The 26,989-nt window shown below is 48.6% G+C and carries 20 protein-coding genes; all 20 read left to right on the forward strand.

The window, feature by feature from the left end:
- The first annotated feature begins 54 nt into the window (after positions 1 to 54).
- The 20 genes from TERTU_RS09815 (at position 55) to TERTU_RS09910 (ending at position 26,984) form a co-directional block, all read left to right on the forward strand.
- On the forward strand, positions 55 to 924 hold the full coding sequence (locus TERTU_RS09815) for a hypothetical protein (RefSeq protein ID WP_228378302.1): 870 nt from the start codon (positions 55 to 57) through the stop codon (positions 922 to 924).
- 16 nt (positions 925 to 940) lie between these two features.
- The gene (locus TERTU_RS09820; protein ID WP_015817623.1) at positions 941 to 2,656 is read left to right on the forward strand and encodes a phage tail sheath family protein; all 1,716 of its coding nucleotides are present in this window, start codon (positions 941 to 943) and stop codon (positions 2,654 to 2,656) included.
- Between the two features lie 30 nt (positions 2,657 to 2,686).
- Positions 2,687 to 3,145 (forward strand): phage tail protein, encoded by a 459-nt coding sequence (locus TERTU_RS09825; protein WP_015817153.1) that lies wholly within the window; start codon positions 2,687 to 2,689, stop codon positions 3,143 to 3,145.
- 326 nt (positions 3,146 to 3,471) lie between these two features.
- Entirely contained in the window at positions 3,472 to 3,927 is a 456-nt protein-coding gene (locus TERTU_RS09830) for a phage tail protein (RefSeq protein ID WP_015817064.1), read from the forward strand.
- Between the two features lie 9 nt (positions 3,928 to 3,936).
- Positions 3,937 to 4,155 (forward strand): hypothetical protein, encoded by a 219-nt coding sequence (locus TERTU_RS09835; protein ID WP_015816985.1) that lies wholly within the window; start codon positions 3,937 to 3,939, stop codon positions 4,153 to 4,155.
- A 5-nt stretch (positions 4,156 to 4,160) separates the two neighbouring features.
- Positions 4,161 to 4,838, forward strand: coding sequence for a CIS tube protein (locus tag TERTU_RS09840; protein WP_015820293.1), 678 nt, complete (start codon positions 4,161 to 4,163; stop codon positions 4,836 to 4,838).
- 2 nt (positions 4,839 to 4,840) lie between these two features.
- Positions 4,841 to 6,661 carry a type VI secretion system tip protein VgrG gene (gene vgrG, locus TERTU_RS09845; protein ID WP_015820755.1) on the forward strand — a complete coding sequence of 607 codons (1,821 nt, stop codon included), beginning with the start codon at positions 4,841 to 4,843 and terminating at the stop codon, positions 6,659 to 6,661.
- Between the two features lie 96 nt (positions 6,662 to 6,757).
- Complete coding sequence (locus TERTU_RS09850) at positions 6,758 to 7,006, forward strand: PAAR domain-containing protein (protein ID WP_018015995.1); 249 nt, start codon at positions 6,758 to 6,760, stop codon at positions 7,004 to 7,006.
- A 1-nt stretch (position 7,007) separates the two neighbouring features.
- Positions 7,008 to 7,445: a GPW/gp25 family protein gene (locus TERTU_RS09855; protein ID WP_015816964.1), complete on the forward strand. Its 438-nt coding sequence runs from the start codon at positions 7,008 to 7,010 to the stop codon at positions 7,443 to 7,445.
- Between the two features lie 12 nt (positions 7,446 to 7,457).
- A complete protein-coding gene (locus TERTU_RS09860) occupies positions 7,458 to 11,636 on the forward strand; it encodes a baseplate J/gp47 family protein (RefSeq protein WP_015818499.1) in 4,179 nt (1,392 codons plus the stop codon).
- Positions 11,629 to 12,525 (forward strand): hypothetical protein, encoded by an 897-nt coding sequence (locus TERTU_RS09865; protein WP_015818160.1) that lies wholly within the window; start codon positions 11,629 to 11,631, stop codon positions 12,523 to 12,525. The genes TERTU_RS09860 and TERTU_RS09865 overlap by 8 nt, the downstream gene beginning before the upstream one ends.
- A complete protein-coding gene (locus tag TERTU_RS09870) occupies positions 12,518 to 14,995 on the forward strand; it encodes a hypothetical protein (protein WP_041590181.1) in 2,478 nt (825 codons plus the stop codon). The genes TERTU_RS09865 and TERTU_RS09870 overlap by 8 nt, the downstream gene beginning before the upstream one ends.
- Entirely contained in the window at positions 14,992 to 19,146 is a 4,155-nt protein-coding gene (locus TERTU_RS09875; protein WP_015820887.1) for a contractile injection system tape measure protein, read from the forward strand. Before TERTU_RS09870 ends, TERTU_RS09875 begins: the two co-directional genes overlap by 4 nt.
- A gap of 71 nt (positions 19,147 to 19,217) precedes the next feature.
- A complete protein-coding gene (locus TERTU_RS09880; protein ID WP_015820304.1) occupies positions 19,218 to 20,645 on the forward strand; it encodes an ATP-binding protein in 1,428 nt (475 codons plus the stop codon).
- Between the two features lie 239 nt (positions 20,646 to 20,884).
- Positions 20,885 to 23,263 (forward strand): hypothetical protein, encoded by a 2,379-nt coding sequence (locus TERTU_RS09885; RefSeq protein ID WP_228378303.1) that lies wholly within the window; start codon positions 20,885 to 20,887, stop codon positions 23,261 to 23,263.
- 19 nt (positions 23,264 to 23,282) lie between these two features.
- Complete coding sequence (locus tag TERTU_RS09890) at positions 23,283 to 23,816, forward strand: eCIS core domain-containing protein (protein WP_015817529.1); 534 nt, start codon at positions 23,283 to 23,285, stop codon at positions 23,814 to 23,816.
- A 30-nt stretch (positions 23,817 to 23,846) separates the two neighbouring features.
- Positions 23,847 to 24,239, forward strand: coding sequence for a hypothetical protein (locus tag TERTU_RS09895; protein ID WP_015817644.1), 393 nt, complete (start codon positions 23,847 to 23,849; stop codon positions 24,237 to 24,239).
- A gap of 233 nt (positions 24,240 to 24,472) precedes the next feature.
- Positions 24,473 to 25,099 carry a TetR/AcrR family transcriptional regulator gene (locus TERTU_RS09900; protein WP_015817434.1) on the forward strand — a complete coding sequence of 209 codons (627 nt, stop codon included), beginning with the start codon at positions 24,473 to 24,475 and terminating at the stop codon, positions 25,097 to 25,099.
- A 5-nt stretch (positions 25,100 to 25,104) separates the two neighbouring features.
- A complete protein-coding gene (locus tag TERTU_RS09905) occupies positions 25,105 to 26,049 on the forward strand; it encodes an HlyD family secretion protein (protein WP_015819725.1) in 945 nt (314 codons plus the stop codon).
- Positions 26,050 to 26,057: 8 nt separating this feature from the next.
- Positions 26,058 to 26,984, forward strand: a complete 927-nt coding sequence (locus tag TERTU_RS09910; RefSeq protein WP_015819148.1) for an ABC transporter ATP-binding protein — start codon at positions 26,058 to 26,060, stop codon at positions 26,982 to 26,984.
- Positions 26,985 to 26,989 lie beyond the last annotated feature (5 nt).

A 26,989-nucleotide genomic window follows, 5' to 3' on the forward strand; every position in this document is an offset into this window, starting at 1 on the left:
CTAACGCTTCTTCATAAATACTGTGAGAACAGTGTTAATTTTAACTATTCAGTCGTGCCAGATGAAGAAACAGAACGGCTAATGGCAGCGCTGGACTGGATTACCATTTCTCAATCTGGCGGATTTCAGGTGGCATGGAATGATCGCAAGTGGACGGAGTTGGAGTTGCGTGAACAGTTTGCAAATGAATGGATGTTGTTTGAAATTCGCCCGACGGATAAAGCGCTATTCTTTCAGGTAACCGATTTGCCTAAGCCTAAAAAAGCGGAAGTGCAAGATCAGACAGAAAACAAAAAAAATGTGAATTCTGGTATTCGGGCTTTGGACTCCTACCGAATCGATTGGCAAATCCAAAGCGAAGACCTTGAGCTGAGTTTTCTCAATGTGGATGCTATACCTGGGTTAGAAGAGTTAAGCGAAATCAATAGTTTGCCTCCCGTATCTGAACTCATCATTGAGCCAGCTGATAAAAAGCCTGTCAACATTCGCTTGGCCCGTCTCTATAAGTCGCTTAAATCCGAGGCCGCAATAGTTCTTAGCTTTCCGGTGGCTGACGTGCTGGGTGAGTTGGTAGGACAGAACCGAAATACACGCGTTCAGCTAAACGCGTTCGCTTATCGGGTGAAATATTACCTGCTAAACCGTACTCCCAGCGAGCGGTTGTCTGTGGTTTATCCGGATCATACTTTTCACTCCACTATAGAAAATATCAGCGAAGGCAGGGCGGTCCAAACCTTTGTATCGCAACGCCCGTTGGAGCTGAAGTGTAAGCATAAAGCCTATCCATCGCTAGTAGATACCTACAGGGGGCGGCAAAATATTTTAATTGATTGTTTGCCGCTACCTGATTCCTGCAACCTCGCCGTGCATCTGGATGGCGAAAACATCCCGACGACATTCGCGGAATCATTCATTAACGAGTAACAGAAAGGAAATCATTATGCCAGCAATGAAAACGCCCGGCGTCTATATAGTTGAAAAAAACGCCTTCCCGAATTCTGTCGTGGAGGTTGCTACCGCTGTTCCCGCTTTTATTGGCTACACCCAGAAGGCGGAGAACGGTGATAAATCCCTGCTCAATAAGCCTTGGCGGATAACCTCCATGAAGGAGTTTGAGCGGTTTTTTGGTGGTGCGCCATGCCCCAAATTCACCATTGACGATGCGCCTACGTTGGATATCGCCGATGTCAAGGTGCGTACGCCCGGGGATTCACGCGGCACTGGCAAAGTGCTGAACCAGAAAAACGCGAAATTTATTTTGTATTCTTCCATGCGGCTGTTTTTCCAAAATGGTGGTGGTGCTTGCTATGTGGTCTCCGTAGGAGACTATGACGGCGATGCCAGTGGTGACGGTGAAGGCGAAATAAAAGCCGACGAGTTACGCAAGGGTATAGCTCCGCTAATCAAAGAGCCAGAGCCAACCATGGTTGTTATTCCCGAAGCGGTTTGCCTGGCAGACCTTAAAACCTGCACCTCAGTGCAACAGGCGGCGCTTTTGCACTGCGGCAACAAGATGCGCAACCGGGTTGCAATCCTCGATATTTTCGATGGCCATAAGGACCGGCAGGATCCCGACGGAGACTGTATCGCAGCATTCCGCGATTCGTTGGGCATCAATTATCTCGATTTTGCGACCGCTTACTACCCTTGGGTTAACACGACGATCACCGCAGATTCCGATATCACCTTTGATTTTCTGAGCCCGGAGGGTAAGTCCGCGTTGGTGGATTTGTTGAAAGTGGAACTCAAGGTGGCGGTTACGGATGATGTTCCCATGGAGGAACCTGAGCCAGATGCCGACGGGAATGTCGGTGAAGCCAAACCCACGAAAGAAGGGCAGGTACTGTTAGATAATCGGGCAAGCCTCGCCAAGGAACTAGATGGCGTAATTGAACTTAAGGATGCAATCAATAAAAAAATCTCTAAACGGGATGACGGTAGCGATCCATCCTTAAAAGGTAAGAGCGATGCCAGTATTGAACTCCAGGTAAAAGCTGAACGAGCACTGCTCAATAAAACACTGATGGCTGTCAGCCCGCTTTATGTGCAAATTTTGAAAGCGATCAGCGCCCGCTTGAATTTACTGCCACCTGCAGCAGCGATGGCAGGGGTTTATACCGCGGTCGATACCTTGCGCGGAGTTTGGAAGGCACCCGCGAACGTGAGCCTTTCTTCTGTATCGGCACCCGCAGTGAATATCACCCACGATGATCAGGAAGATCTTAATGTTACCACGCAAGGTAAATCGATAAACGCTATTCGCAGTTTTATCGGTGAAGGCACCTTGGTATGGGGCGCCAGGACGCTCGATGGCAATAGTCTGGATTGGCGTTATATCAATGTTCGCCGCACCATGATCATGATGGAAGAATCCATTCGCCTGGGTACCAAAGCTTATGTTTTCGAGGCTAATAACGCGCAAACCTGGATTACGATCAAAAGCATGATCCGCAATTTTCTTACCGGTATTTGGAAGCGCGGGGGATTGGCGGGCTCGACACCAGACGACGCGTTTAGCGTGTATGTTGGGCTAGGCGAAACCATGACATCGGAAGATATTCTCGAAGGTATTTTGCGTGTATCCGTGTTGGTAGCCGTTACCCGGCCCGCCGAATTTATAGAAATTACCTTTACTCAGCAAATGCAGAAATCGTAACACACATAACACCCAGTTAAGGAGATCATCATGGCGGACGACGGTTCAGCGCAATCTACGAGTGTATGGCCAATCCCCAAATTTCACTTTCAAGTAAAGTGGGATTCAGAAGTGCTTTCGTTTCAGGAAGTTTCCGGGTTGGATGTGGAAGCTCAAGTGATTGAATACCGAAGTGGCGACAGCCCAGTTTTTTCCACAGTAAAAATGCCCGGTATTCAAAAGAGTGGCAATGTCACGATGAAAAAGGGCGTATTCAAATCGGATAATAAGTTCTGGGATTGGTTTAGCAAAATCAAAATGAATACCATTGCGCGGGTTCCGGTAACCATCAGCTTGCTCGATGAGACCGGTGCACCAACCATGGTGTGGACTCTGGCGAACGCCTGGCCGACCAAGATAACCGGAACCGATTTAAAATCTGACGGTAACGAAGCTGCAATCGAGACTATCGAAATTGCTCATGAAGGTCTCACCATAGCAAATGCATAGTCACGATAAGTGATACTCGCGAGTTCTTAGAGAGAGCTCGCGCGCTCGAGCACGGTTTTTATGTTTTTAAAACGCAAAACTGAAGTAATCCGTGTTTTAACTGCGGTATCTGCCGTCGCTCGACCGCAAGTATTCAATGGCTTGCCAGTTTGCACGTATTTTAACGCTCTGGGTTTGTGAGGCGAGATTCGATATGCGAGAGTCGTAATGCAAGGTTCGTTGTTCGAGATTTTTATTGCGATTCTTACCCGTGCAGATTTCCTAATTAAAGTGAATTTGGTAAGCAGTAAAATCTGTCTTTGCTCCCCACAAAATGGAAACTTTGAATGACTACATCGACTTACCCCGTCCCATCATTTTATTTTGTCGTTAAATTTTTGGACGGACTTTTGTATTCGGACACATCGTTTCAAAGCGTGAGCGGCTTGGGTTCCTCGGTGAAATACGAAACCCTGTATCAGGGGGGGATGAACGAGAAGGCCTATATGCTTCCCCAAAAGGTGGAACATACGAACCTGGTGCTCAAGCGGGGTATTGGCAGCTACCAGTCCGGATTGTATCTTTGGCTCACAAGCATTATGCACACAGATTTTGCGCTGCCGGTGATACCAAAAGCATTAACCATTCAACTATTGGATGAAAAGGGTATGCCGTCACGCGTATGGGGGATTAGCGATGCCCTGCCTGTTAAGTGGAGTATCGATGAGTTTAACTCTACAAAAAACGAAGTGGCGATAGAGACAGTCGAGTTGGGCTATACAAAATCCATTAGATTAATGTGAGTCTGGACTATGGCAATTGAAATACGTCAGCTAACAATCAACACGGTTTCACCTGAGTCTGCCGATAAAACACTTACATCAGGGCAGTCGACAATGAACATGGTCGAGGAAATAGACGACGCTGCGGTTGCGCTTTTAGAGCAGCGTATGGCTTCCATTAAAGAGTCTATGGCTGTGGAAGTAAGACGGTTAATTGCCGAGTTTATGGAAGAACAACGAAACAGGTAAATACTATGGCAAGTTCTGGGGTGCATGAACAGCTCGAGATTACGGCGTGCAGCGTTAATGAAGACGGTAGTATCACGGTAAACGAAAGTGATTCATTTACCCTCATGCTGAATCCACAAAATTACAAACGCGATCAGAAAATTAAATTTAGCAATGATAAGGCGCTGGGCGAAGTCGGAAACCAAAAACGGTTTGTCGCTATGGACGACGACAAATTCGCTTTCGAAGCCATTCTCGACGGCACAGGCGTCATCACCGATTACGCGCTTGAGTCGGTCGAGGATATGATCTCGTCGCTGGAAGCTATTGTGGGCTACGACGGTGACACACACGAACCCAAGTACTCCCGTATTGTTTGGGGAACGGTGGTTTTTTACGGTCGTTTGGAATCACTCAGCTCACAATTTACCCTGTTTAAACCTAGCGGCGAGCCGCTGCGCGCAAAGATCAATATGAGTTTTGTCAGGTTTATGACCGACGAGGAAGAGAGTAAGGCCGCAAATCGGTCGTCGCCGGATCTTACCCATATTGTTGAAACCAAAGAGGGAGATACCCTGCCTCTACTGTGCTATCGGATATATCGTGATAGTCACTACTATACCGACATCGCACGCATTAATGGCATTGATAACTTTCGTCAGCTACCCGCTGGCACTCGTTTACTGTTTCCACCACTGAGTTAATTATGGCCGCCTCACCCAGTGATAATGCAAACGGCGTAGTTAAATATGTCATTAAGCTGAATGGTAACGACCAAAGTAATGCGCTGCGTGTTCATTCCATTCGTGTTGTGAAGCAGGTTAATCGTATCGCGAAAGCCTGGATTCACCTTATTGATGGTGAAATTGGCAGTGGTGAGTTTCCGGCGAGTGACATGGACGATCTAAGTCCCGGCGCTAAAATTGAGATAGAAGCCGGCTACGGTGACGACACCGCTGTCATTTTTTCAGGATTGCTTGTTAAGCATGGTCTGGATATTGGGTCCAGCGGGCATTCACGGGTATTGCTTGAATGTGTTGATCAGGCGATAAAAATGACGTTTCAACGACAGCATGCCAATTTTGTTGCGCTCACAGACGGCAGTATAGTTCGCGATAGCGACGCAATGCAGACCATTCTTAATAAGTACGCGGATATAACACCGAGTGTTACATCTACAACACCAGAGCTAAAGAGCCTTGTGCAGTATGGCGCTACAGATTGGGATTTTATTCTGACTCGCGCAGAAATAAATGGAATGGTCGTGATGAACGATGACGCAGCGCTGACAATAGCTAAGCCGGACTTTAGCAGTACGCCTGTATTATCCGTTACCTATGGCGCGGACTTAATGGAATTTAAAGCGGCTGTAGATGCTAGATTTCAGCCGAACACGGTCACTGCTGTCGGTTGGTCGACATCGGAATTGGATGTGGTAAGTCAGTCTGCGAATGCCGAGCCAGACTCCAGCACTCGAGGGCAAAAAAACGGTGATCTGGCAGGTGTGCTCGGCTACGAAAAGTTCACACTAAAAACGTCCACGGCGCAAGAGCAAGCGTTGCTTACCGCCTGGTCCGAGGCGCAGCTCGTCAAGTCCCAGTTAGCGAAGTTGCGCGGGCATATGAAATTTCAAGGTAGCGCCGATGCAAAAATTGGCGCACTCATCGAAGTTAAAGGTGTTGGCGAGCGTTTTAGCGGTAACGTTTACTGCAGCTCGGTAGAGCAACGGTTAGAAGAGGGCAATTGGCAAACTCAGGTGGAGTTCGGTTGCGATCACATGTGGTTTGCAGAATCTTCGGGTTTAACCGCTCCAGATGCCGCGGGCCTGGTTTCGGGTTTCAATGGGTTACAGATCGGAATCGTCCAAAAACTGGACGAAGACCCGGACGGAATATATCGGGTTCAAGTGAAAATTCCGTTGCAACAAGCTGAAACTGAGGGAATCTGGGCGAGACTGGGGCATCTGTATGCATCCTCAGGTTGTGGTAGCTTTTTTATTCCTGAAAAAGGTGACGAGGTAATAATTGGCTATTTGAATGCAGATCCAAGCTACCCGGTTGTTATTGGAAGTTTGTATAGCGCTAAAAACATGTCACCACTAGAGCACACGGATGAAAACTATACCAAGGCAATTGTTACCAAGAGTCAGCTGACGCTGAGCTTTGACGACGAAAACAAAATAATCAATTTAATTACGCCTGGCGGACACAAAGTCGCTCTGGACGATACTGACAAAAAAATACTCATCCAGACGTCGGGGGGGCAATCGGTCACCCTCTCAGATGACAGTAACGAGATAGCTTTGGCAGATTCTAATGGGAACAGTATCACTTTAAATAGTTCTGGTATTAGCTTGAACAGCAATTCGGATATATCGCTAAGCGCGAGTGCAAATGTCGATATTAGTGCTGGCGCTAAAGCGACCATAAGTGGGGACGCGGGGCTGGTTGCGTCTGGTACAGCGTCTGCGGAAATATCCAGCAGCGGTACCATGACAGTAAAGGGCTCTATGGTGATGATTAACTAGCCCTAGGGTGTTTCTAATCAACACGCAAGCATCAGTTGAGCAAAAGGAGAGCTTATGCCGCCGGCAGCGAGAATAACCGATATGCACACATGTCCAATGGTCACAGGTGTGGTGCCGCATGTTGGTGGGCCAATTATAGGGCCAGGCGGAGCCACGGTTCTGATTAATAATCTGCCTGCAGCGCTGCTGGGAGATTCGGTTACCTGTGTGGGGCCGACCGCAACCATAATCAAAGGTTCGGCTACGGTGATGATCACGAACAAGCCTGCTGCCAGGATGGGCGATCAGACGGCTCATGGTGGATCTATTATCCTGGGCTCCCCAAACGTAATAATCGGAGGTTGAAATGAGCGCATTTAACGAAAGCGCCTTTCTCGGAACCGGCTGGGCTTTTCCTCCTACTTTTAGCGGCGAAACACGAAGTGCTGAAATGGTTTCACATGATGAAGATATAAAGCAAAGTCTGAAGATTTTGTTTTCCACCTCTGTTGGCGAGCGGGTCATGCATCCCAACTTTGGTTGTAACCTCAAAGCGAACGTGTTCGATGAAATGACACAGGGCACGATCACCAAAATTAAGGACAATATTCGACGCGCGGTACTCTTCTACGAAACCCGCATTAGTCTTGAGCGAATTGAAATACATATCGATCGAAATCCTGCGAACCCACAAAGCGTATACAACGGCTATATCGCTATCGAGTTGCACTACACGGTTCGAACCACAAACACCCGCAGCAATATGGTTTATCCATTTTACTTTGCCGAAGCCGATAATCTATAGGAATGATTCCGCGTGAGTGATACCTATTTTACGAAGCTGAATCGTCAGCACGGATCACAGCAGCAAACGCGCCTGCCTTCCGTGCTTGCAGAGGAGTATTTGCAAATTGATGATCGCTCACTGGCTGATCTGATACGTGCACTTGCCTCCTATGCAAGTGAGATACGTTTTTTTAATCTTAAAAATGAGCCTGAGGGTACTTGGCAGTCACTTTTCAGTGAAAGTGAAGTGATGGTGATAGCGGATGCGGCGGAAATTGATATTCGCACCCTGAAGCAGGAGTTTGATACAAAGCTGAAACAAAGCCTGACAGATGGGCTCAACTATGGCTTGCAAGCGATAGCCGCAGTCGGTCGTTGGCTGGGTGCAAGTGAGCGATTTGCTTATATGGAATCTCGTCAGGCGGCATTGGCTGTGCGGGAGTACAGCCAGGAAATGCTGGGTGATATTGGCGGAGCCTACTTAAAAGTTGCTGTATCAGAAAAATTTGAAAATGCTCAAGAGTTGAAGGGGGCTTTAAGAAATATTTTATCCACCGACAAGTTAAAAATACAATATCGAACCCAAAGCTACCGAGATAAGGAAGACATTCTCCGCAATTGTTTCGATAAAGTACTGCGAGTGCGGGAGTATACTGCCGAACATTGTGCGAAATTGCTGCCGTCTCTTCTCTCTCAGGGCGATCACAATCCCAGCGTTAGCTTATTGTTGAGTTTTCTTCAAACTTATCAATACACTCAACAAAAAACCAACAATTTACCGCTCAGATTGCTTAGGTTTTATTATCTAACGCTCTTGCAGAATGCACCTCGAGGCGGTCACGCAGAGCGTGTTTTTTTGCACTGTAATGCAAGCCCCGGAATTAACCGGATAGTCCCTAAAGGCACACTTTTTGACGCAGGTAAAACACCAGACTTCAAAAGTGTTGTGTATCAAGCGGAAACCAGCATGCTGCTAACCGGCGCGAAATTGAGCGCGCTCGGTACCGTATTCCTGCAAAGGCACCCTAGAATATTTCCGGAGAATACGACTCGCGCTGTTACGGGGGTACTGCAGCATCAGTCATTCCCCAATCCGGATGGCGGCATAGAACCTGTGTCACTACTCGGAAACGCGTTGGAAAGTCGTGCTGGCCGCGAAGATTCTGATGCTGAATTTGGTCTCTACATCGCATCTAAAAATTTGGAATTGGCTCAGGGTACACGAAACATCTGTTTGCAATTTAGTTTGCAGGACCGTGCTTTTCATCGTTTTATTGCCGTGGTTGAGGGCGATACCAGCTTGCCGAAATCGGATACCTTTTCCTGTCTGCCGCCGCCGTTGCAAGCCAGGGCTGACGCCATACTTTTTGCGCTTTCCAGCAGCCTTAAGTGCGAAGCGTTCTTCGTCAAAGAGTTAATAAATCTGCTGGGTGAGAGTGAGAGTGAGAGTGAGAGTGAAAGTGAGCGCGGCGACGCTAAACAGTTACAAAAATATCTGCCGGAAAAATCTAAGTTAACTATCGCAGATATGAAGCCGCGCTTCGATGGGTTAGTCGCCGAAGCACCTCTGCATACGTTTTTTGATAGCTGTCTGGTGTGCTTGTATTTGCTGACTGAGTCGGTTCCTTTAATGGGATTTCTTCACAGAGAAATAACTAACAGACGGATTTTCTTTACCGGCTATCTAGGTCACTCAGATATCGCATTTATGAAGGCAAAGCTGATCTGGCTACTGGATCACCCAGCAAAGGATACCGCTGTAGCGACCGCGGAACAGTGGCAGCTTATGCTCCGAACCATGTATGCGGATGTAGCGCTGAGTGAACGTGGCTTATTGCATTACTACTTGAACAACGCTTTTGTTGTCCGTCTAAGTACCGCAGAAGGGTGGTTCACTGTTCAGAACTATCGCGTAAAGCGCGGAGAAGGGCGCGGTTCTTTGGTGGTAATGCTAAGCCTTGACAGCTCTGCGCCGGCAGTTCAGCGCTTTGGCAAAGACAGTAACCTTAGCAAAGATGCACTTTTAGCGAGTCTTCAACAGCCTATGCTGTATCTGGGTATCAACAACGCGGCAACTGTGTTCCCATATTCGTTTGTGCGCAGTGTTGCGGTGCAGGATTGCGTGCTGCGTGTCAGTGTAAAAGGGTACACGGATCTTGTGTTACGAAATGTCTACGGTAAAGTCGATAACTCCCAGGCGTTCCAGGCCTTTTCAGCGCAGCCAGCGACTAACGACTTTTTACGTATCGGCGGCTATGAATACGCTCGTAAACATCTCACACGCTTACAGTTACATATCGAGTGGAAAAACCTGCCTACATGTTACGGTGGGTTTGCCGAGTACTATCGCGCTTATGGCGACGGCTACGAGAATTCGAACTACTGGGTGGTTGTGCAAATGCAAATGGCTGGGGTGTTACTACCTCAAAATGAATCCAAGGTTCACCTTGCACCGCTTTTCGAGTTCAACCCTACCACTGGCAAGTTAAGCAAGTATACAGCGATTTCACTTCCGATCAATTTTAGCTACAGGCCGTTGCCTGCAGCTGTGAACAAGTCCGACTTTGGCAAGCAATACTCGCATAAAACTGCGTTACAGACAGGTTACGTCAATTTAAAGCTTAAATCGAAAGCAAAATTATTTGGCCACGCCGAGTACTCGACGGTGCTTAGCGATACTATTATTCACAACACGCGTAAGCGCAGGAAGCTGACGCTGCCGTCACCGCCTTACACGCCGGAAATTTCCCGTGTACTTGTGGATTACGAGTCTTGCGAGAAGGTCCAATTTATAGGTTCGTTTTCTGAGTTGACAGACGAGGCTTTCACGGGAAATTCGCTGGCATTCTACAAAACTCCGTTGGGGTATGAACGCAGCTATACACTCATGGATGAGGGCGCATACCCGCTATTTCCTGAATGGTCGAAGGATGGCAATCTGTATATCGGTTTTGATATCGACGAGCAAGCCGATGCGCTTAGCCTATATTTTAAGCTCGATGCGAGTACTACTAGCGGCAGTAAAAGCGAAGGTTCGATACTGGAATGGTTCGTATATACTTCCTACGGTTGGCTGGAGCTTTCTACGGCTAATATTCTAAGCGATTCCACCAATGGGTTAACCCGCTCGGGAATTGTTTATCTCCGATTACCCGCGCAGCGTTGCCGTCACCCAGGTTTTTTCAATGGAAACTGTTATTGGTTGAGAGTTTCTTCGTCCGGAAATTTACAGGATTTTGGCGAACTCCTGGCGTTGCAGTTCGATGTGATACCCCTTGTTTCGACAAACCCGGAGCTGACTTTGCATAGCTGTCCGCAACAGGGCTTGCCTGAGGGTTACAGTAGTACCTGGCAGGCCACACCCGCGCTGCCGTCGGTTAGCCGCTTAATGCAATGTGAGCCGGCAATTGCGCAAAAACAGCGTGAAACTCAGCATGCGGCCGATGCCCGAATTAATGAACTGTTGCGGCACCGAAATCGTGCGATTACGCCGTGGGATTATGAGCGGCTGGTATTAGAGCGGTTCGCGGAGGTGCAGCGCGTAAAATGTTTGCCTGCGTGTCGCGTAGGTGAGATACAGCCAGTGCCGGGTCACATCGCGATTATTGTGTGCCCTGCCTACAACAACCTCAACTCTGACGAGCGGCAGGCGTTTTACATAAACAAGGTTCTATTAGCTGAAATTCAACGCTATCTTCAATCGCTCAGTTCGCCGCACGTTGTGATAGACGTGTGTAATCCCGTTTATGAAAAAGTACGTGTGCGCTGTAAAGCGGCTTTTGTTGACCCGATTGGGGTTGGGCTGAATATTAAGCGCTTGAACAATGATCTTTTCGACTACCTGTCACCTGGCAGCTCTTCATCGCAAAAAATAGATCTTGGTTGGAAAATAGGTGCCCAGGACGTTGAGCGCTTTATTCGTGAACGCGATTATGTCAGAAGTGTTACTTCAATATCGTTACTTAAAATAGGTGAGATTTCTGATCGAAAAGGTGTTTATTATTTGAGTGAGACAGCACACTCGAATCCCAACAAGGCAGCCAGTCATCTACATGCCTCTTACCCCTGGAGCCTGCCTCTGCCATTTAGCGAACACGATATCGCTATATTAAAAACCCCGGGTGCACCGGAATTTGCAAAACCTGTAGGGGTCAGCGCGATGCAAATTGGCTCGACTTTTGTTATTGGTGAGAGAAGCCGCAATGTCTAAACAAAACCGAAGTACATTAAAGGCATTCTTCGGTGACGGTGCGCTGCCTAATTCTTCGAATTTTCGTGACCTCATTGATTCAACTATCAATATCAGCGAGGACGGCTTTGCTAAGGACAGCGAAAACGGACTGAAGCTTACCTGCCATTCTGAATATACGGTATTGACCAGCTTTTATGAGGCTGGCTCAAAAGACAAAGCTGTGTGGCGATCAAAATTCGATGGTGATCACAGTAATTTATTATGGTCATCACAGGCCAACACCGACGAGGGTTTTGAATTCAGCGCCGCAGATGACGCTAAGTTGAATGCCGCGTTGTGCCTGGCCCGTACGAATAATCGACTGGGGGTTGGTATTGGTACCAAAGATCCCAAAGCAACCCTTGATGTTAATGGTGCAGCATTCGTGCAGGAGAGGCGAGGTACCTATGGCCGCTCGTTTGAGTCAGTTGCCGCGAATGGTGAGTGGCAGACCATTGTCGATAACATTCAAGGTGGCTCGGGCTTTGAGATCGTCGCCAGAGCGCAGAATATTTCTCGCCGCCGTTACGCGATGGTACACGCGATAGCGCTTCATTGCCCTTGGCGCCGTAAAAGTAACGATCTTCTTGCTTGGCTCGGTCTGCGGAATCGCATTAATTACACTCAGGTATACCACGATTCGTTGCTGCACAAAATAAAACTGCGCTGGAATGAAGACGATATGAAGTCCGGCTACCAACTGCAGATTCGCAGTAATTGCGACTACGGTACCGAGCAACGCACAGAAGACGGCTATGCAGCGGATGAGCCTTGTGTAATTGATTTCCACATCACTCGATTGTGGGATGACGATGATCATTTCCAATCACTTCGCATGCAGGCGCAGCGAGGTCTTGGCGATGATTAGGCCCTTAAAAACCGCACTTAAACCGGAGAATTCTAACGCTAAGACCTCACCGGCATTAACGTTGGTTAAACGCAGAGGCGCGAGTGATTTTGAGCAACTGCGAAAAGCGATGGTGGAGGCAGTACAAAAGCTCGCTGCAAGTTGCTGGACGGATTACAACCTACACGATCCAGGGATTACCATTCTAGAGAGTTTGTGTTACGCATTAACCGATATAAACCATCGTACAGACTACGCTATAGAAAATCTGCTCGCAAATGCAAATCAAGAATTGAGCTTGAGGCAGCACGGGTTATCTGCCCCAGGCGACGCGTTTCAGATGCGGCCGCTCACCACCACCGAAATGGCGGATTATTTGTGTAGAAAGATACCTGAGCTGGCAGCGGTGTCGATTCAGGAAACCAAGGTGCGAACCAAAGCCTCAGCAGTCGTTAGTACCTTACCCTGGCTGCATAAAATATATATCACAGCTTGGGCCAGTTCCAACTCGTCCAAGCAAATGCAAGAGCTAAAAGCGAAGGTTATTACTCAATACCACAGGGTGCGAAACCTGGGTAACGCTTTAAACGATGTCGTGCTGACAAAACGTGTGAATGTGGCGCTTTCAGGTGATATCTATCTTAACGAGGAAGTAGGTGAGTCGGGTAAAGTAGAGCAGGCGATGGCGGCGATGTATTTTTGTGTGCAGCGATATCTTGTTACCGCGAAATTTCAAGTAACCGGTGAGCCGCTGGTCGCTCTTTTGAATGAGATTCACAAAGTTCCGGGGGTAACTACTACCAGCCACCTGGCACTTATCGGTGTTGCTGTGGATGGGAGACTGGAGAAGCCTGTCGGTTCGAATGTGTTCACAGATCCTCGATACGCGCTGCGATTACAGTTATCAACCATTGCCGGAGCCGACTCTGTGCGTGTGTTTGTGCGCAACCGTCAGGTAAATGTCGACGCCGCCGCGGTTCAGCAGTTGATACATAGTTTGGAGGAAGCGCACCAGTTACAACGCAACATGCTACGCGATGCCGCGCCCACGGCGAGTATCCCCAGCTCACACAAGGAATTGTTATCGTATATTTCGGTACAGAATCACTTTCCAGCAAACTACGGCATTAATGCGTTTGGACTCCCTGCTAGTGCGTCCGCACAGCGGAAGGGGCAAGCGAAGCAGCTAAAAGGCTATCTTACCCTGTTCGACCAATTGCTTGTCGATCATCTGGCTATGCTCGATAGCACAAAGGATTTTTTATCGACGGATACCGGGGTTAAGCGCGTTTATCCGACCGGTAAACTTGACGGTGTTGTATCGCAAATTTACCAATCAGTACCGGGCGTTGATTTTTTAGACTCACTCGAAGCCTACCAGAATTACAGTCCGCGTAAGGCGCGAGTATTTGATTTTCTGGCAGCAATGAACGGGCGCGACAAGGAGAGTTTTGCCTGGGATTTTAACAATCCCTATTTTTCTGAGCTGGCACGAGCCGAGCAGCTGTTAGCGTGTAAACAGCAATATATTGAGCATATAGGCATGTTAGCGAGGGATAGAGCAGCCGGTACAAACTTCGTAGAGAAAACCTGGGGAACAACAAATCAATCTACATTAGAAAAACATCTGCGGATAAAACTGGGATTAAGTGAGCGAAGGCTGTCTACCGTTTATCCGCTGGTTCGAGCCGGGCTAAATCACCAGGACAGTGATTTAGGATTCCATTTCAACGCCAATAACGCAAAACAAGAGACGCGATTCGCGACGAGTTTTTACGAAAATATCGGTCATAGTCTGGCCGCGGATGAAACAAGAAACTTAAAGCCGGTGCCTGACATTGCTGTTGACGAACCAACCAGTAAAAAGGTGTACCACCAGGTAAGGAACCACGTTTTTGGTCATTTAAAAAATCTTCGAACGCTGCTCTTTCGCGCCGGTGCAAATTTGGCAAGCTACCGTATCAAAGTATCTGATCAGCGCACAGCAACCCGGTTATACATCAACTTGGGGAGAAATTCGCGAGAAAACTGGCTCTACTTGCTCTCGACCAAATCAGAGCACGATGCCGCCATTACTGCCAATGGTTTGTGTCAATTTATCCAAACGCTGAACAGCGATATGGAAGGCTTTCATCTAATAGAGCACCAGCTCCTGCTGCCTGTTTCTAAACACTGGCAACCCGCAGTCGATAAAGTAGCGTCGCTTAATCCTTTTGCGAATACGCAAAGTCTGGTTGTGTCTGGCTGGTCCGCACGCTTCGTAGACGGGGAATTTCGCCGCTATGTCGAGGACCTGGTGCTACAGGAGTCTCCTGCGCATATGTATACCCAGGTATTCTGGCTTGATTTTTCGACGATGGAGCGGTTTGAGGTTTTATTTAAAAATTGGTGCGATGTGCGTATGCGGAGGGACGAGCACCGCAAATTTAATTTTCTCTCCGCAAAGCTCCTTCGGATGCTAATGAAGCTCGCAGAAGGAGGATTGCGGTGAATAGTATTCAGCGTGTGGATTTCACAATATGTGATCGGCTGATGGAAGATGTAACTGATGATCGGGTTGAATTGCTTGCCCGTGAAAAGCTGCTGAAGCATACGGACAAGATTCTGGCTGATGCGGAAATCTGGTTGGAGCGGTTGGAAGCTAATAGCCCGAAGGGTGGGTTAGATAGAGGCCCTTCACAAACAAAGCGTTTCGAGAATGTGCCCATTGATACCTTTCATATCAAAGAAATCACTCTTTCAATAGAAGCTTCCAGTTGGGAAGAATTCGAAGCCGCGTTTATAGACAAGTTCCGATCTGAAATAAAAGATGCTATCGGGTATATCGTTGCGCTCAAGCAAGGCCGATTCGATGAGGCCGCTTCTAGAGGCTCGCCTTGGGCGAACGGGGCGAACGGGGCGAACGGGGGGCACGCTGTATCGGTAGAGCGGCTTCTAAAGAATATCTTTAACACCTCTTCGCGCTCCGCTTGGGACGGAAAATTATTTCAGGAACTTGTCGCGCTGGATAACAGCTCGACTGTTTTCTCAGCTTTTAATTTCATCGATGTTTTAAAGCGGGTGTTACGAAAGCCGGAATCACGTCGACAAGTAGCGGAACTATTTTCTAAGAACCAGCAGGAATGGATTATTAAAAAACTTGAGCCTGTTCATGCGGACTACGTACTCACTTTTGTCCGCACAGCAGATCAGATGGCTAGTGTCGCCAATAGGCATGAAACGCTAATTCAGGAGGAAACCATTTCTCAGCTGGTTCAAGAGACGGAAAAATATGATCGAGATAATTTATCTGGCACTAAACTGACCAGAAATATTGTTGTCGAGTTTACGCTGATTTATCTGGTATGTGAGCGTGGGAGCCAGTTTAATCGAAAAATGTATATGCGCTCTGTGGTGCGACAACTTGCGCAGAGGAACAATTTAGGCACTGAAAAACTCAGTCGCTGGTTGTATTCCCTGGTGTCGCAAAGTGAAGCGGATAACACCATTAAATCCGACCTGCTTGAGATTCTTCGTGTTTCCTCGGGTCTAACCGAAAATCCTGACACAGGCTTGTACGGCACGGACACGTCGAAACAGCAGCATACGGGTTCAGCGCAGGCTTCTTTAACTACCTCTAAAGCTGATCCAGCAGTGTCTCGCCTTGATGTGCAGCGAGCACTCAAAAATTTACGGGCGTGGTTTGTTGGTTTGAGTGATGTACATCCCGATCTAAACCTGGCGCAAAGTGATGCTCTCATTACCCAATTCGGCTATTTGCTGGCGCAGGCGCCTGACAAGCTAGTGGCAATGATTCGTCAAGTAGTAGACGCACAAGGCAGGGAACGTTTGAAGGCGGTTTTTACGATATTGCCGCAATCAGTGTTAAGTGAACTCTGCGGCAACCTGAGCCGATCGGTTGCTGGCGAGATACGATATCTGTTACCCGCTATGGTAAAACTGCATGATCATTTGTTACCGGGAAAATCCTTTCGTTTCAATGAATTTTTCGTAGAGTGGTTTTTCTGTGATACTAAACTCGGGCGTCAAGATTCTGCATCTGCGCGCTCCCGGCTGGGAAAACTCTACTTCGATCATTTGACAAACACCCGCTCATTCGGTGGGTCCGAAAAATTCAATAGTCTTTCTGATGTATTAGTGAAGTTCGCGGAAGACGCCCGCCACAACCAGCCTGCATATTGGGATCTGGCGAGCTTGCTTAACCGCCACCTTACGGATCTAGTGTATTCTGGCACGCAGGGTGCCACGAGTGAAAATCAGGATTATCCATTGTCCGATACGGATAAACAGCTGTTTAGTCTGTTTGTTGATTCGATACAGCAGGGCGTGTGGCAATTAACCGACGACGACTGGGCGCGGTTAAAAGCAGAGCATACTCGGTATTTGTATTCGATGACTCGGGTTCTACTACAAAGTATGACCTATCGTAAGCAGTTTGTTCATCGTATCCCCGTAGTCGTACAGTTGAATCTGTTGTCGGTGTTAGAACCAGAGAACGATGAGTTTTTGCAGAAAATATGGTCATCTTCGGGTCAGGTATCCCAATTAACGCTTTTAGCAGGCTCGAAAAATCCTGGTCCGCTGCCAAAAAAACTTACGTCCTCAGTCTCCGGTCAGAGTGAAAAGGTCTTTTCACTGGTTAGAGAACTGACAATTAATTTTATTGTGGACCAGCGCGGCAGTGTTTTTAATCGTCGCAGCTTTGCAAGATATTTTTTGCGTTCTTTGTGCCATCATTTTAATTTGAACTATGTGGACGTGTTGCATTGCATAAGGCTCTTATGTGAGCAGGCCAATTTGCCGCAAGCCCTGGCCGATGAGTGGCGACTCATTGCAGGCGATGGTTTAGGGTTAGGGGATCAAAATCACTCGATCGAAACCACCAGCAGATCGGGTCTGCCGCCTATAGCAGAGCAGAAAATGTCAGGGCAGCATTTGCGCGAGCAATATTCAGCGGAAAATAAATCACCTGTGGGTGAAGAGGAGTATGGCCATCTCGCCGCTAAGGCTGTTGAAACACTGCAACAAATAACCGGTTCGGGAGCCCTGCCAACGGTAGCTGATTTACACAAAGCGCTGCGTTTTATTGCCGCAGGGCACTATATCTACTTTAAACGGTTTAGCGATTATTGTCGGGCTCATCTGCATATGTTGAGTATGATCTGCGATCGTATTGATGGCGACAGTTTAGTGCTATTGGCTCGCTGTTTTATCGGTGCTGGTGGGCTTGAAAGTGCGCGTACCGGTATGCTTATGGCTGCTTTACAAAGCTATGCGCAGCGCTGTCGTAGCCAACAGATTTTTTATGCGGTGCTGATCGAAGATATATTAGCGCAGGTAAATCTCAATCTCGAAAGTACCTTGCAAAGGGCTCAAGCTAAAGCTGCCAGTAGCCGATCAAGGATGGATTCGCGTGTTTTACCTGGGCCAAGAACGAAGGATTCGGAGGCGAAGGCCGCTAAACTGACTGCAGCCACCTTGCACAGTTTTAACAGTGGTGACGCCAATCTCAGTGACGGCGAAAAATCTGAAAACGCGTGGGAGATGGAACATACCCTTTGTGAGGAAAAAATTAAGTCTCTCGCCACGTCACTGTCCGAGGCAGGAAAGCTGGTTTGGGCGGGCGAAGCGGCGCTGCTCAATTGGGCTTACAGTTACTCGCTCGATAAAATGCGTGTTTTATATCCTGTGCTCCAGTTATTGCATTTGCTAATTAAAGGCTGTGAGAATGCTCCGAAGAACAACATTGGTTCGTTAAAATGCAACCAGCTGGTAAGCGAATCCCGCTGGCGCTGTATTGCCTATCATTACTTGGCCCGGCAACTCCTTCATCCAGGCAGCGTGAGTGTCGATTTGTTCATTCAGCAGGTGCTTTTCCAGGTATTTCGGATTTGGCAACCGAACCCGCGTCAGTTCGAACTAGAACGGTTCGGACAGTATTGTAGCCGTCTTATCCATAATCCGGGTTTTCGCATTAGCTCTGTGATACTTCGTGAGACGCAGCAGGTGATCAGCTCTCTAAGCGCGAGTGATCTAGGCTTGCCCAAGCTAAATGTGGAGGTAGAAGAGCGTGCGAAGGCGGAGGCTGACGTTAAGTCGGGGGCTAATGCACATACGCCATCTATTGTCTCGTACTGTGGGCTAGTATTACTCGCGCCATATATTCCCGTTTTGCTCAACCGTTTGGGCTACACAAAAGATGATTCAATCATTCAAACACACCAATCTAAGGCCTGTCAGGTGCTCTTTTATCTGGCGACGGGAGAGCAGGTACTATCTATACCGGGCAGCGAAGAATTGTCTTCGGTGCATACGGGTTTAATCTCCGCCTTATTGGGCATACCCCTGCAGGTAAAAGTGTCCTTCGCGCCATTGGCGAGTTCTGAAATTGCCATGTGCGATGAACTGCTGGGTGCGGTTATTCAACATTGGAGTGCAATTGGCTCTACCAGTATCGCTGGGCTGAGAGAGACATTTCTTGTACGCGATGGTGCCTTGTTGTGGCGCGAGGAAAAAGGATGGTTGCTGGAGGTTGAAGAGCGTGGCGTTGATGTATTGATTGACCGGTTGCCGTGGAATTTCAATATTATTAAATTCCCCTTTATGGCGGATGCGATTCACGTGCACTGGCGCAATGATTGATTGCTTTGTGGTATCCCTGCTGACAAAGCCAACTCGCTTGGATCAAAGCTTTGTACTCAACGGAAAAAACTATGTTTGCAGACAAAGATGGCTACATTCGCTTGAATAGCGTTGCTTATGCGGAGCAGCCTCTTGCTGATATCGCAATACGCACTCAGGCCGAGCGCAATGCATTGGTGTTGGAACGCGAGCTAGCCTGGTTTTCCCGTGTGTTGGAAACACGGTTAGCGCTGTATTTTTGCAATGAATGTGAATATACCTCCATTGCCGAAATCGAACCGCCGGATATTACCTACTGTAGCTCTAGCTACGGCGACGTTGTTCGTGAATTTGGTATGGGCAGTCGCGAGCGACTCCTGTTTATGCTGGCGCTGGCACCTCATTTACGGCCACAGGCGCTAAATTTATTGCTTATTCGTGATCCCCAGATAGATCGCCCGTACAGTGAATTTGGTGGATGGCGAGGCAAAGTGCACGGCGGATTCCTGCCAACAGGTGAAACAGCAGCATTCCTTATTGCAGGGGATAAACTCGGTGAGCGCCTGGATGTTATCGCGATGCTGGAAAAGGACCACTATTTTACTCGATGCGGATTATTGCGCGTGCATTCGGCCGAATTTGACGAAGCATATTTGTCAGCTGCGATTAGTGTTTCCAATGAATATTTTCACAAGGTAACCACGGGCGTTTGTGAAAAGCCGGACTTCAGCATCCATTTCCCGGCCACACATTTAACAACCAATCTTAGCTGGGACGACCTGGTACTTGCAGAACGAACGCTCGACGATATAGAACACATGCGCACCTGGCTGCTTCACCAGAAGCACATCATGCAAAACCTGGGTTTGGAGAAATCGATAAAGCCCGGTTACCGTGCGCTGTTCTACGGGCCGCCTGGTACGGGAAAAACGCTGACCGCGTGTCTGTTGGGAAAGGCTATGACGGCAGATGTTTATCGTGTGGACTTGGCTGCGGTGGTTTCTAAGTACATCGGTGAAACCGAAAAAAACCTGGAAGCCATTTTTACCCAGGCAGAAAACCGCAACTGGATACTATTTTTCGACGAAGCGGACGCGCTGTTCGGTAAGCGTACGGAAACGAGTAATTCTAACGATCGGCATTCTAATCAAGAGGTGGCCTACCTGTTGCAACGAATAGAATGCTTTCCTGGGGTTGTCGTGCTGGCTACAAATTTACGTGGCAATATTGATGATGCGTTTTTTCGCCGGTTTCAGTCGGCCATCTATTTTCCTATGCCCGATTTTAATCAGCGACTGGCGTTATGGGAAAATGCTTTTATTAATGCGGATTGCCTGGATGCGTCGGTGGATCTCAAACTGTTGGCAAAAGAGTACGAAATCGCGGGCGGTTCGATTGTCAATGTGGTGCGCTATGCGGCCATTCGCATGGTTAAACGGGGTAATGGGAGGTTAACAACCGAAGACTTGGAGGAGGGCGTTGCGAAGGAGATTAAAAAACAGGGGAGGGTGTTGGCTTGACCCGCTCACTACTTAATACGCGTCGTTTCGGATTGCTGTCGTTTGTTTTTCTTGGCTTGAGCACAGTATATTTTACAGCAAACGTGTCAGCAGCGGTGCCTGTTTCTGCTGTGAGCCTTAATGCTGGCACATCAGCTGGAAGTTCTGTTGCTACACCTGCGGAGCAAGGTACGCAGAAAGCTATGCAGAAAGAAATCAGCCCCATACAGCCAATAATGCTGTTGCCTCGTGATGTTACAATGTTAAAGCTTAATAAAGCGGTTCGCGAAATAGCCGTAAGCACCGCACAAAATCCGAGTGTCAATCAGTTTGTTACCCTTGATAGTGCACTGGCGTATTTGTCTGCCGAACTTGAAAAAATTGATGGTTTCAGCCCGGAGATACTCGACAGCGTTACGCTAAAAATACGAAGTTTTATCACGCAACAGCATTATCTCGCCGTATCGCCACAAACGATTTCTGAACTCGGCCAACAGAATCTGTCGCTCGCAGCGCAGGCGTTGCTGCCAGCTGTCGGGCAGCCAGTGCCGGCGCAGTATTTTTCACAACAATTGCGGCGGAATCTGGAGCAAGCCTCTGTCCAAAAAGAAGATACTGATCGTGCCCTTTCTATAGCTGTTCGAACACCTCAGGAATCGCTCCGGTACGCGGTAGTCAATGATGCTGCCGCATTTGATGCGGTGTTCCCGTCGGTAGACGCATCCGTGAGTGATTGCCTGAGTAACTTGGCGAGTACCGCGTATCCGTCGGTAAATGGTTTGCGCTTGGCGGTGGCGAACCTCTTGTACCAGATGCGTGAGGTTGGCTTAGCGGCGGTACAAAACAACAACACGGCCGCGAATGACGGCACCGATACGCCTGGTATTGAGATTGAATGCCCATTGTCGGACGACATAGTTAAACCTTTTCAAGAGGGCGATCTCGCGGTAGATAACTCGGATTCAGGCAGCGAGGACGGATCGGGTAATTATGCTTGCACGGTGCTTACTGAATCAGAAATTGGTCCGGATCTGCTGCTCGCAAACTCGCCGGAATCCTGCGCTATCTGTCGTACCAAAACCTGTCACAGTGGTACTGACTATGTGAGCCAGGTACAAAACGCCGTGTTGTCTATGGCGGTCAAGCCGTTCTTGCGCAGCGAATTGAGCAAAATTGAATTATCGACCTTGCCGGGATGTAGTGAATGCGCCTTACCACTTAAAGGTACAACTATCGGGTTTTATCCGTACTGGCTGGCGTCGGAAGCCTACCAACAAATAGGCTTCCCCTTGATTAATCCCGGCTACATAAATTTTGGAGTGTTCAGCCGGGTAGCCTATTTCGCATTACCATTGGGGGCAGACAACCGCGTCAGCGACCAACTCCATTGGGCCAGCTCACGATTATTTGTGAACTACCTGCGGGAGTTACAACGTTTTAATGTGCAGCGCGATATTGTTTTGGTGGCGCAAAACTGGAAATCCTGGCGAGGTACCGATGATATTCGGTCCTATGCGGAGAGCCATTACAAAACGTTGCAGGTTATACAGGAGCAAGCTGCTCACTGGGGCGGAATTAATGGTGTTATTGTCTATTTTAATGACTACGGTCGCGGTGACGACGCGAACGCAATACTCACTTATATGTCGCGGCTCTATGACGTAATACAGCAAGACGATTCACTTGTGAAGCTGGAGCTCAGGTTGCTGCTTGATATTCAGGGCTTGGAGAATCAGAAAACCCATGTTGGCGCCAGCGTTGAATTGTCACAGAGCTACTTTGCCAAATTGTCCGAATTGTTTATGGTGGCTTCGCGCGACGAGCTACTCAAGTCCACGGCGTCCGAGCTTGAGAAGGGACATGAACCTATTGCGAAAGACCTGATTGATCAGACGGTAGCCGGCTCGCAAACACCCAAAGTGAAAAATATACTGGTGTTTCTCAACGAACCGTCCAGTGAGCAAAAAAAACGCCTGCGGATGCAATTGGAAAATGAATTTAAAGGCGAGGCCAGGGTAGAAGCACAACAAAAAATTATTCCGGTGCTGGGGCGGCTAACCCTTGGTGAAGAAAGTGCAGAGCCGCATCGGCAATTTGTTGATGATCTGGCGTATTTAAAATATAACTTTGGCGGTATCGGTTTATGGAACCTGCCACTCACCCCGCAAACAGATAAAGGCAAGGCTGACATTGAAAACCCAGTGATGAGCATTTTCGATTTTACCCTAAAGCTAGGGTATGGAAATACTGAAGTGGGGTATGTTGATACGGAAAACATGGGCTGGTTGGCGGCCGCTATGCATTATCCTGCTGCAGCGGATGTATTCTCTATTTGCGCTTACGCCTGCCCAAATCGAATTACTGTGTTGTGGATGTTAGTTGTGTTGTTTGTTTCTAATTTGATTTTTTACGCGCTGTACAACACACACTGCCCAACACGAAAGATTATGAAAGCCCACCCCGTAACCTTTTTACTCTTGCGTTGGAGTCCGGTGTTATTGGCTCTACTGGTATTGGGTTGTAACCCGCTGTTTTACCCCTATGCTACCCCCTTGCTGGCCGTTGGTGCTCTATCCATGCTGGCGTTTTCCGGCTACCGCAGCTACCTGAAAATGGCGGACAAGCTGGAACGTGCTTAACCTAAAAAGGCGCAATTTTATGACTAAACAATATGTGAATAATCCAACTGAACACGCCGATCTATCCGGGCGCGCTGGTACGGCGCAATTTCGCGATAACCGCGCGCTACAAAAAGCTTCACCCGATGAAGAGGAGTTAACACAAGGTAAATTTATTAACGCGCCGATGCAGCGCGACGCGCTTGAGGAAGAGGAGTTAACTCAGGGTAAATTCCATACTGCGCTGCAAAGAAAGGAAAATAAAACAGGGCTGCCAGACAATCTTAAGACGGGGGTCGAAACCTTATCTGGCTTGAGTATGGATGGGGTACGAGTGCACCAAAATTCCAGCAAGCCAGCACAAGTTGGCGCCCACGCGTTTGCGCAAGGCACGGATATTCATGTCGCTCCCGGCCAGATGAAGCATTTGCCACACGAAGCCTGGCATGTAGTGCAGCAGGCCCAAGGTCGTGTGCCGGTTACAACCACAGTTGATGGCATGCCCGTGAACGATAATCCGTCACTGGAAAAAGAAGCCGATGTCATGGGAGAAAAGGCGAAGAATCAAGGTTAACCGCTTAGTGAGCCAAAAAAGGAGAGACCGATGTTTTCCAAAAGTGATAAAGAACCCGCAATCCACCACCGGCAATCGTACAACGCGGTGTCCAAAAAAACTGTAGCGCGTGATACAACACCGTTAAAGCAGTTTAAAGATGAGCGCGCACCGTCAGCCATGCAAGGTGTTCTGCAGGAAAAGGGCAGCCACAACAAAAAACAAATGATTAAAATAAAAAGCTACACATTACGGGACAACACAACTAACGTGCAAACGACCACCACAGAGAATGAAGATTTTGATTTGGGGTTTATTCGTGGCCATCCTTCAGGTTTTACCGATTGGGACGACTATGCGCGATCCAAAGTGACGCAAACGTATGGGCCATTCCCCAATGCCACGCTGGTTGCTGTGGACTACAGAACCTTTTCCAAGAAGTAACAATACCTTAATGTGCGTACCCAGCACGCAGGACACAAATATATAGCCAAACCGCACTGGTGTCCTGCGTTTCGCATAACGTCAACCTCTATTGCGTATAACAGCTTTCGTCACGTGTGCCGGCTGTCTCGTTCTGGTCATAACATCTGCATAATAAATAGCCAAAAATTCCTTGCTAATCCTTCGGACCGCAACCATAATAACTAACTGACCAGTCAGTAAGTTATTATTCTATGAAACGAGCTATCTCAGATGATGCGAAAGACCGTCGGCGCGAGGCCATTCTCGCTGCAGCCTTGGACGAGTTCTATCGCAACGGGCTAAAGGCCACCAACATGGAAAGCATTGCCCGGCATGCGGGTATATCCAAGGGGGCGGTCTACCTGTATTTCCCGTCGAAAGACGCCATCTTCGCTGCATTGGTGGCATCCATTGCGCGCCCAAACGTGGATATTGTCGAACAGGCGCTAAGGGCGACTCCCACAGTGCGCGCGGGGCTTACGCAGTTGCTGACCTTTGCGCCAAGGCTGATCAGTCACAGTCCGCTGCCGAAACTTCTCAAAGTGCTGCTCAGTGAAGCGTTTAGCTTTCCTGAAATTGTCCAGCACTACCGCGAGGAGATTATCTTGCGAGCACTTAATGCGCTGACAGAATTACTGGAACGCGGGAAGGCCAGTGGCGAAATCAACATTGGCGACCCGGCACTGACCGCCCGCCTGGTGGTTTCACCGTTCGTGAAATCGCTGATGTGGACCATATTTTTTGAATCCGATGATAGCGATTCCCGCTTGGATCTGGATGCATTTATGGCTGAGCATCGCCGTCTGTTGTTTCGGGCTATTGGCCTGCAAGAGGAGTAATCCGCATGAATTTTATTGTTCGCACCCTGTCTCTGTGCGTGTTTTTTTGGCTAACTTCCTGCAGCGAGGAGCCCGCCAACCGGCACGCAAACGGCTATGTTGAGGCTGTGCAGTTTTACATTTCTGCTCCGCAGGCTGGCTGGATAAATCAACTGAACGTTACTGAAGGGCAGCCAATTTCGGAAGGGGATATTGTTGTAACCTTGGATGACGAATCGCAGCGCTTAGCGGTGTCGCAGGCGCAGGCCCAGGTTGCGGTGGCGCAGCAGCAGGCGTTGGATCTGGGGCAGGGCGCACGTTCGGAAGAAATTGCATCCACCGAATATCTGCTGAAATCGCAGCAAGCGACCCTGGAGGAATCGCGCCTCGCACTTGAGCGGCAAAAAGAATTGCTGGCAAAAAATCTTACCGCTAAGAGTGATTTTGACGAGGCAGACGCGCGTTACAGCGTGGCAAAGGCGCAGGTTGAGCAAACCCGCCAACAACTGAAATTGCTCAAATTACCCGCGCGGGAACATCAGCTTGAGGCCGCGCGCAATACAGAAAAATCAGCCGAACAGGCCCTGGCGCAGCAGCAGTGGCAGTTGCAGCAACGCACGATTATCTCGCGCAACAGTGGCATTGTTGACACACTTTTTTATCGACAGGGCGAATACGTTAGCCCGGGTACCCCGATTCTATCGGTCATTCGACCGGAGAGTACCAAAGTGCGATTTTATGTTTCGCAGGCCCTTCTCTCTGAAATATCCCCAGGCCAGGCGGTAAAAATAATTAACGACAACAACGATCAACGGCAAGCTGCGATCACCTATATTGGCCGGCAGCCGGAGTTTGCTCCCCCGGTGTTATACAGCAATCAGAGTCGCGCGGAACTTGTTTATTTGGTAGAGGCGACACTAACACCGGCCAGCGGTTTGCGCCCAGGCCAACCTGTGGATGTCTATTTGTGAGCATATGTATGGGCGACATGGCAATTCAGGTTCGCGGGCTCGTGAAGGCCTTTGGTGGCAAAACCGTAGTTAATGGTGTTGATCTCGATGTGCCGCAAGGGCAGGTTTGGGGGTTTCTCGGGCCAAACGGGTCGGGCAAAACGACTACCATTCGGATGATGTGCGGCCTGTTAAAGCCCACCGGAGGGTCTGGCAAGTGCCTCGGTTACGATATCCTAAAATCGGCTGCAGAAATTAAGCGGCGTACCGGGTATATGACCCAGAAATTTTCCTTTTGGGAAGATTTAAGTATTCGCGAAAACCTGATGTTTGTTGCCCGAATGTACGACTTGCCGCGAAAAAATGCAGTGGTAGACGAGACGCTCACAAAACTCGGTTTAACCCAGCGGCAGCACCAATTGGCCGGCGCCTTATCCGGTGGTTGGAAACAACGCCTGGCACTGGCTGCGGTTACCATGCACGCGCCCAAATTGCTGTTATTGGATGAGCCTACGGCGGGTGTTGACCCGCAGGCGCGGCGTGAATTCTGGGATGAAATTCATGAACTCGCCAGCAGTGGGATGACCGTTCTCGTGTCCACTCACTATATGGATGAAGCGGAGCGTTGCGACAAAATTGCCTACCTCGCACATGGGAATTTAATTACTCAAGGGCGGGTGCAGGACGTTATTGATGAATCGCGTTTAGTTACTTTTGCTGCAAGCGGTGCGGATGTTCGCAAGCATGTGCAGGCCCTTACCGACATAGCAGGGGTCGACAATGCCTCCTACTTCGGGTCGGCATTGCATGTAAGCGGTACGCACAGAGACTTGCTCGAAAAAGCAGTGAATCAGCCCGAGTTCGCTGATTTGAACTGGCAGGAAATTAAGCCGGACTTGGAAGACGTGTTTATCGCGTTAATGCGACAAGCCGGTGTGGACGCACGCAAACATTAGTTGAG

It is taken from the genome of Teredinibacter turnerae T7901 (assembly GCF_000023025.1).
GTDB lineage: Bacteria > Pseudomonadota > Gammaproteobacteria > Pseudomonadales > Cellvibrionaceae > Teredinibacter > Teredinibacter turnerae_B.

Coding starts and splice junctions, on each gene's coding strand:
- TERTU_RS09870 (WP_041590181.1), top strand. CDS start 12,518: ATGATTAGGCCCTTAAAAACCGCACTTAAACCGGAGAATTCTAACGCT.
- TERTU_RS09885 (WP_228378303.1), top strand. CDS start 20,885: ATGTTAAAGCTTAATAAAGCGGTTCGCGAAATAGCCGTAAGCACCGCA.
- TERTU_RS09820 (WP_015817623.1), top strand. CDS start 941: ATGCCAGCAATGAAAACGCCCGGCGTCTATATAGTTGAAAAAAACGCC.
- TERTU_RS09835 (WP_015816985.1), top strand. CDS start 3,937: ATGGCAATTGAAATACGTCAGCTAACAATCAACACGGTTTCACCTGAG.
- TERTU_RS09900 (WP_015817434.1), top strand. CDS start 24,473: ATGAAACGAGCTATCTCAGATGATGCGAAAGACCGTCGGCGCGAGGCC.
- TERTU_RS09890 (WP_015817529.1), top strand. CDS start 23,283: ATGACTAAACAATATGTGAATAATCCAACTGAACACGCCGATCTATCC.
- TERTU_RS09825 (WP_015817153.1), top strand. CDS start 2,687: ATGGCGGACGACGGTTCAGCGCAATCTACGAGTGTATGGCCAATCCCC.
- vgrG (WP_015820755.1), top strand. CDS start 4,841: ATGGCCGCCTCACCCAGTGATAATGCAAACGGCGTAGTTAAATATGTC.
- TERTU_RS09855 (WP_015816964.1), top strand. CDS start 7,008: ATGAGCGCATTTAACGAAAGCGCCTTTCTCGGAACCGGCTGGGCTTTT.
- TERTU_RS09880 (WP_015820304.1), top strand. CDS start 19,218: ATGTTTGCAGACAAAGATGGCTACATTCGCTTGAATAGCGTTGCTTAT.
- TERTU_RS09905 (WP_015819725.1), top strand. CDS start 25,105: ATGAATTTTATTGTTCGCACCCTGTCTCTGTGCGTGTTTTTTTGGCTA.
- TERTU_RS09850 (WP_018015995.1), top strand. CDS start 6,758: ATGGTCACAGGTGTGGTGCCGCATGTTGGTGGGCCAATTATAGGGCCA.
- TERTU_RS09865 (WP_015818160.1), top strand. CDS start 11,629: ATGTCTAAACAAAACCGAAGTACATTAAAGGCATTCTTCGGTGACGGT.
- TERTU_RS09910 (WP_015819148.1), top strand. CDS start 26,058: ATGGGCGACATGGCAATTCAGGTTCGCGGGCTCGTGAAGGCCTTTGGT.
- TERTU_RS09895 (WP_015817644.1), top strand. CDS start 23,847: ATGTTTTCCAAAAGTGATAAAGAACCCGCAATCCACCACCGGCAATCG.
- TERTU_RS09830 (WP_015817064.1), top strand. CDS start 3,472: ATGACTACATCGACTTACCCCGTCCCATCATTTTATTTTGTCGTTAAA.
- TERTU_RS09840 (WP_015820293.1), top strand. CDS start 4,161: ATGGCAAGTTCTGGGGTGCATGAACAGCTCGAGATTACGGCGTGCAGC.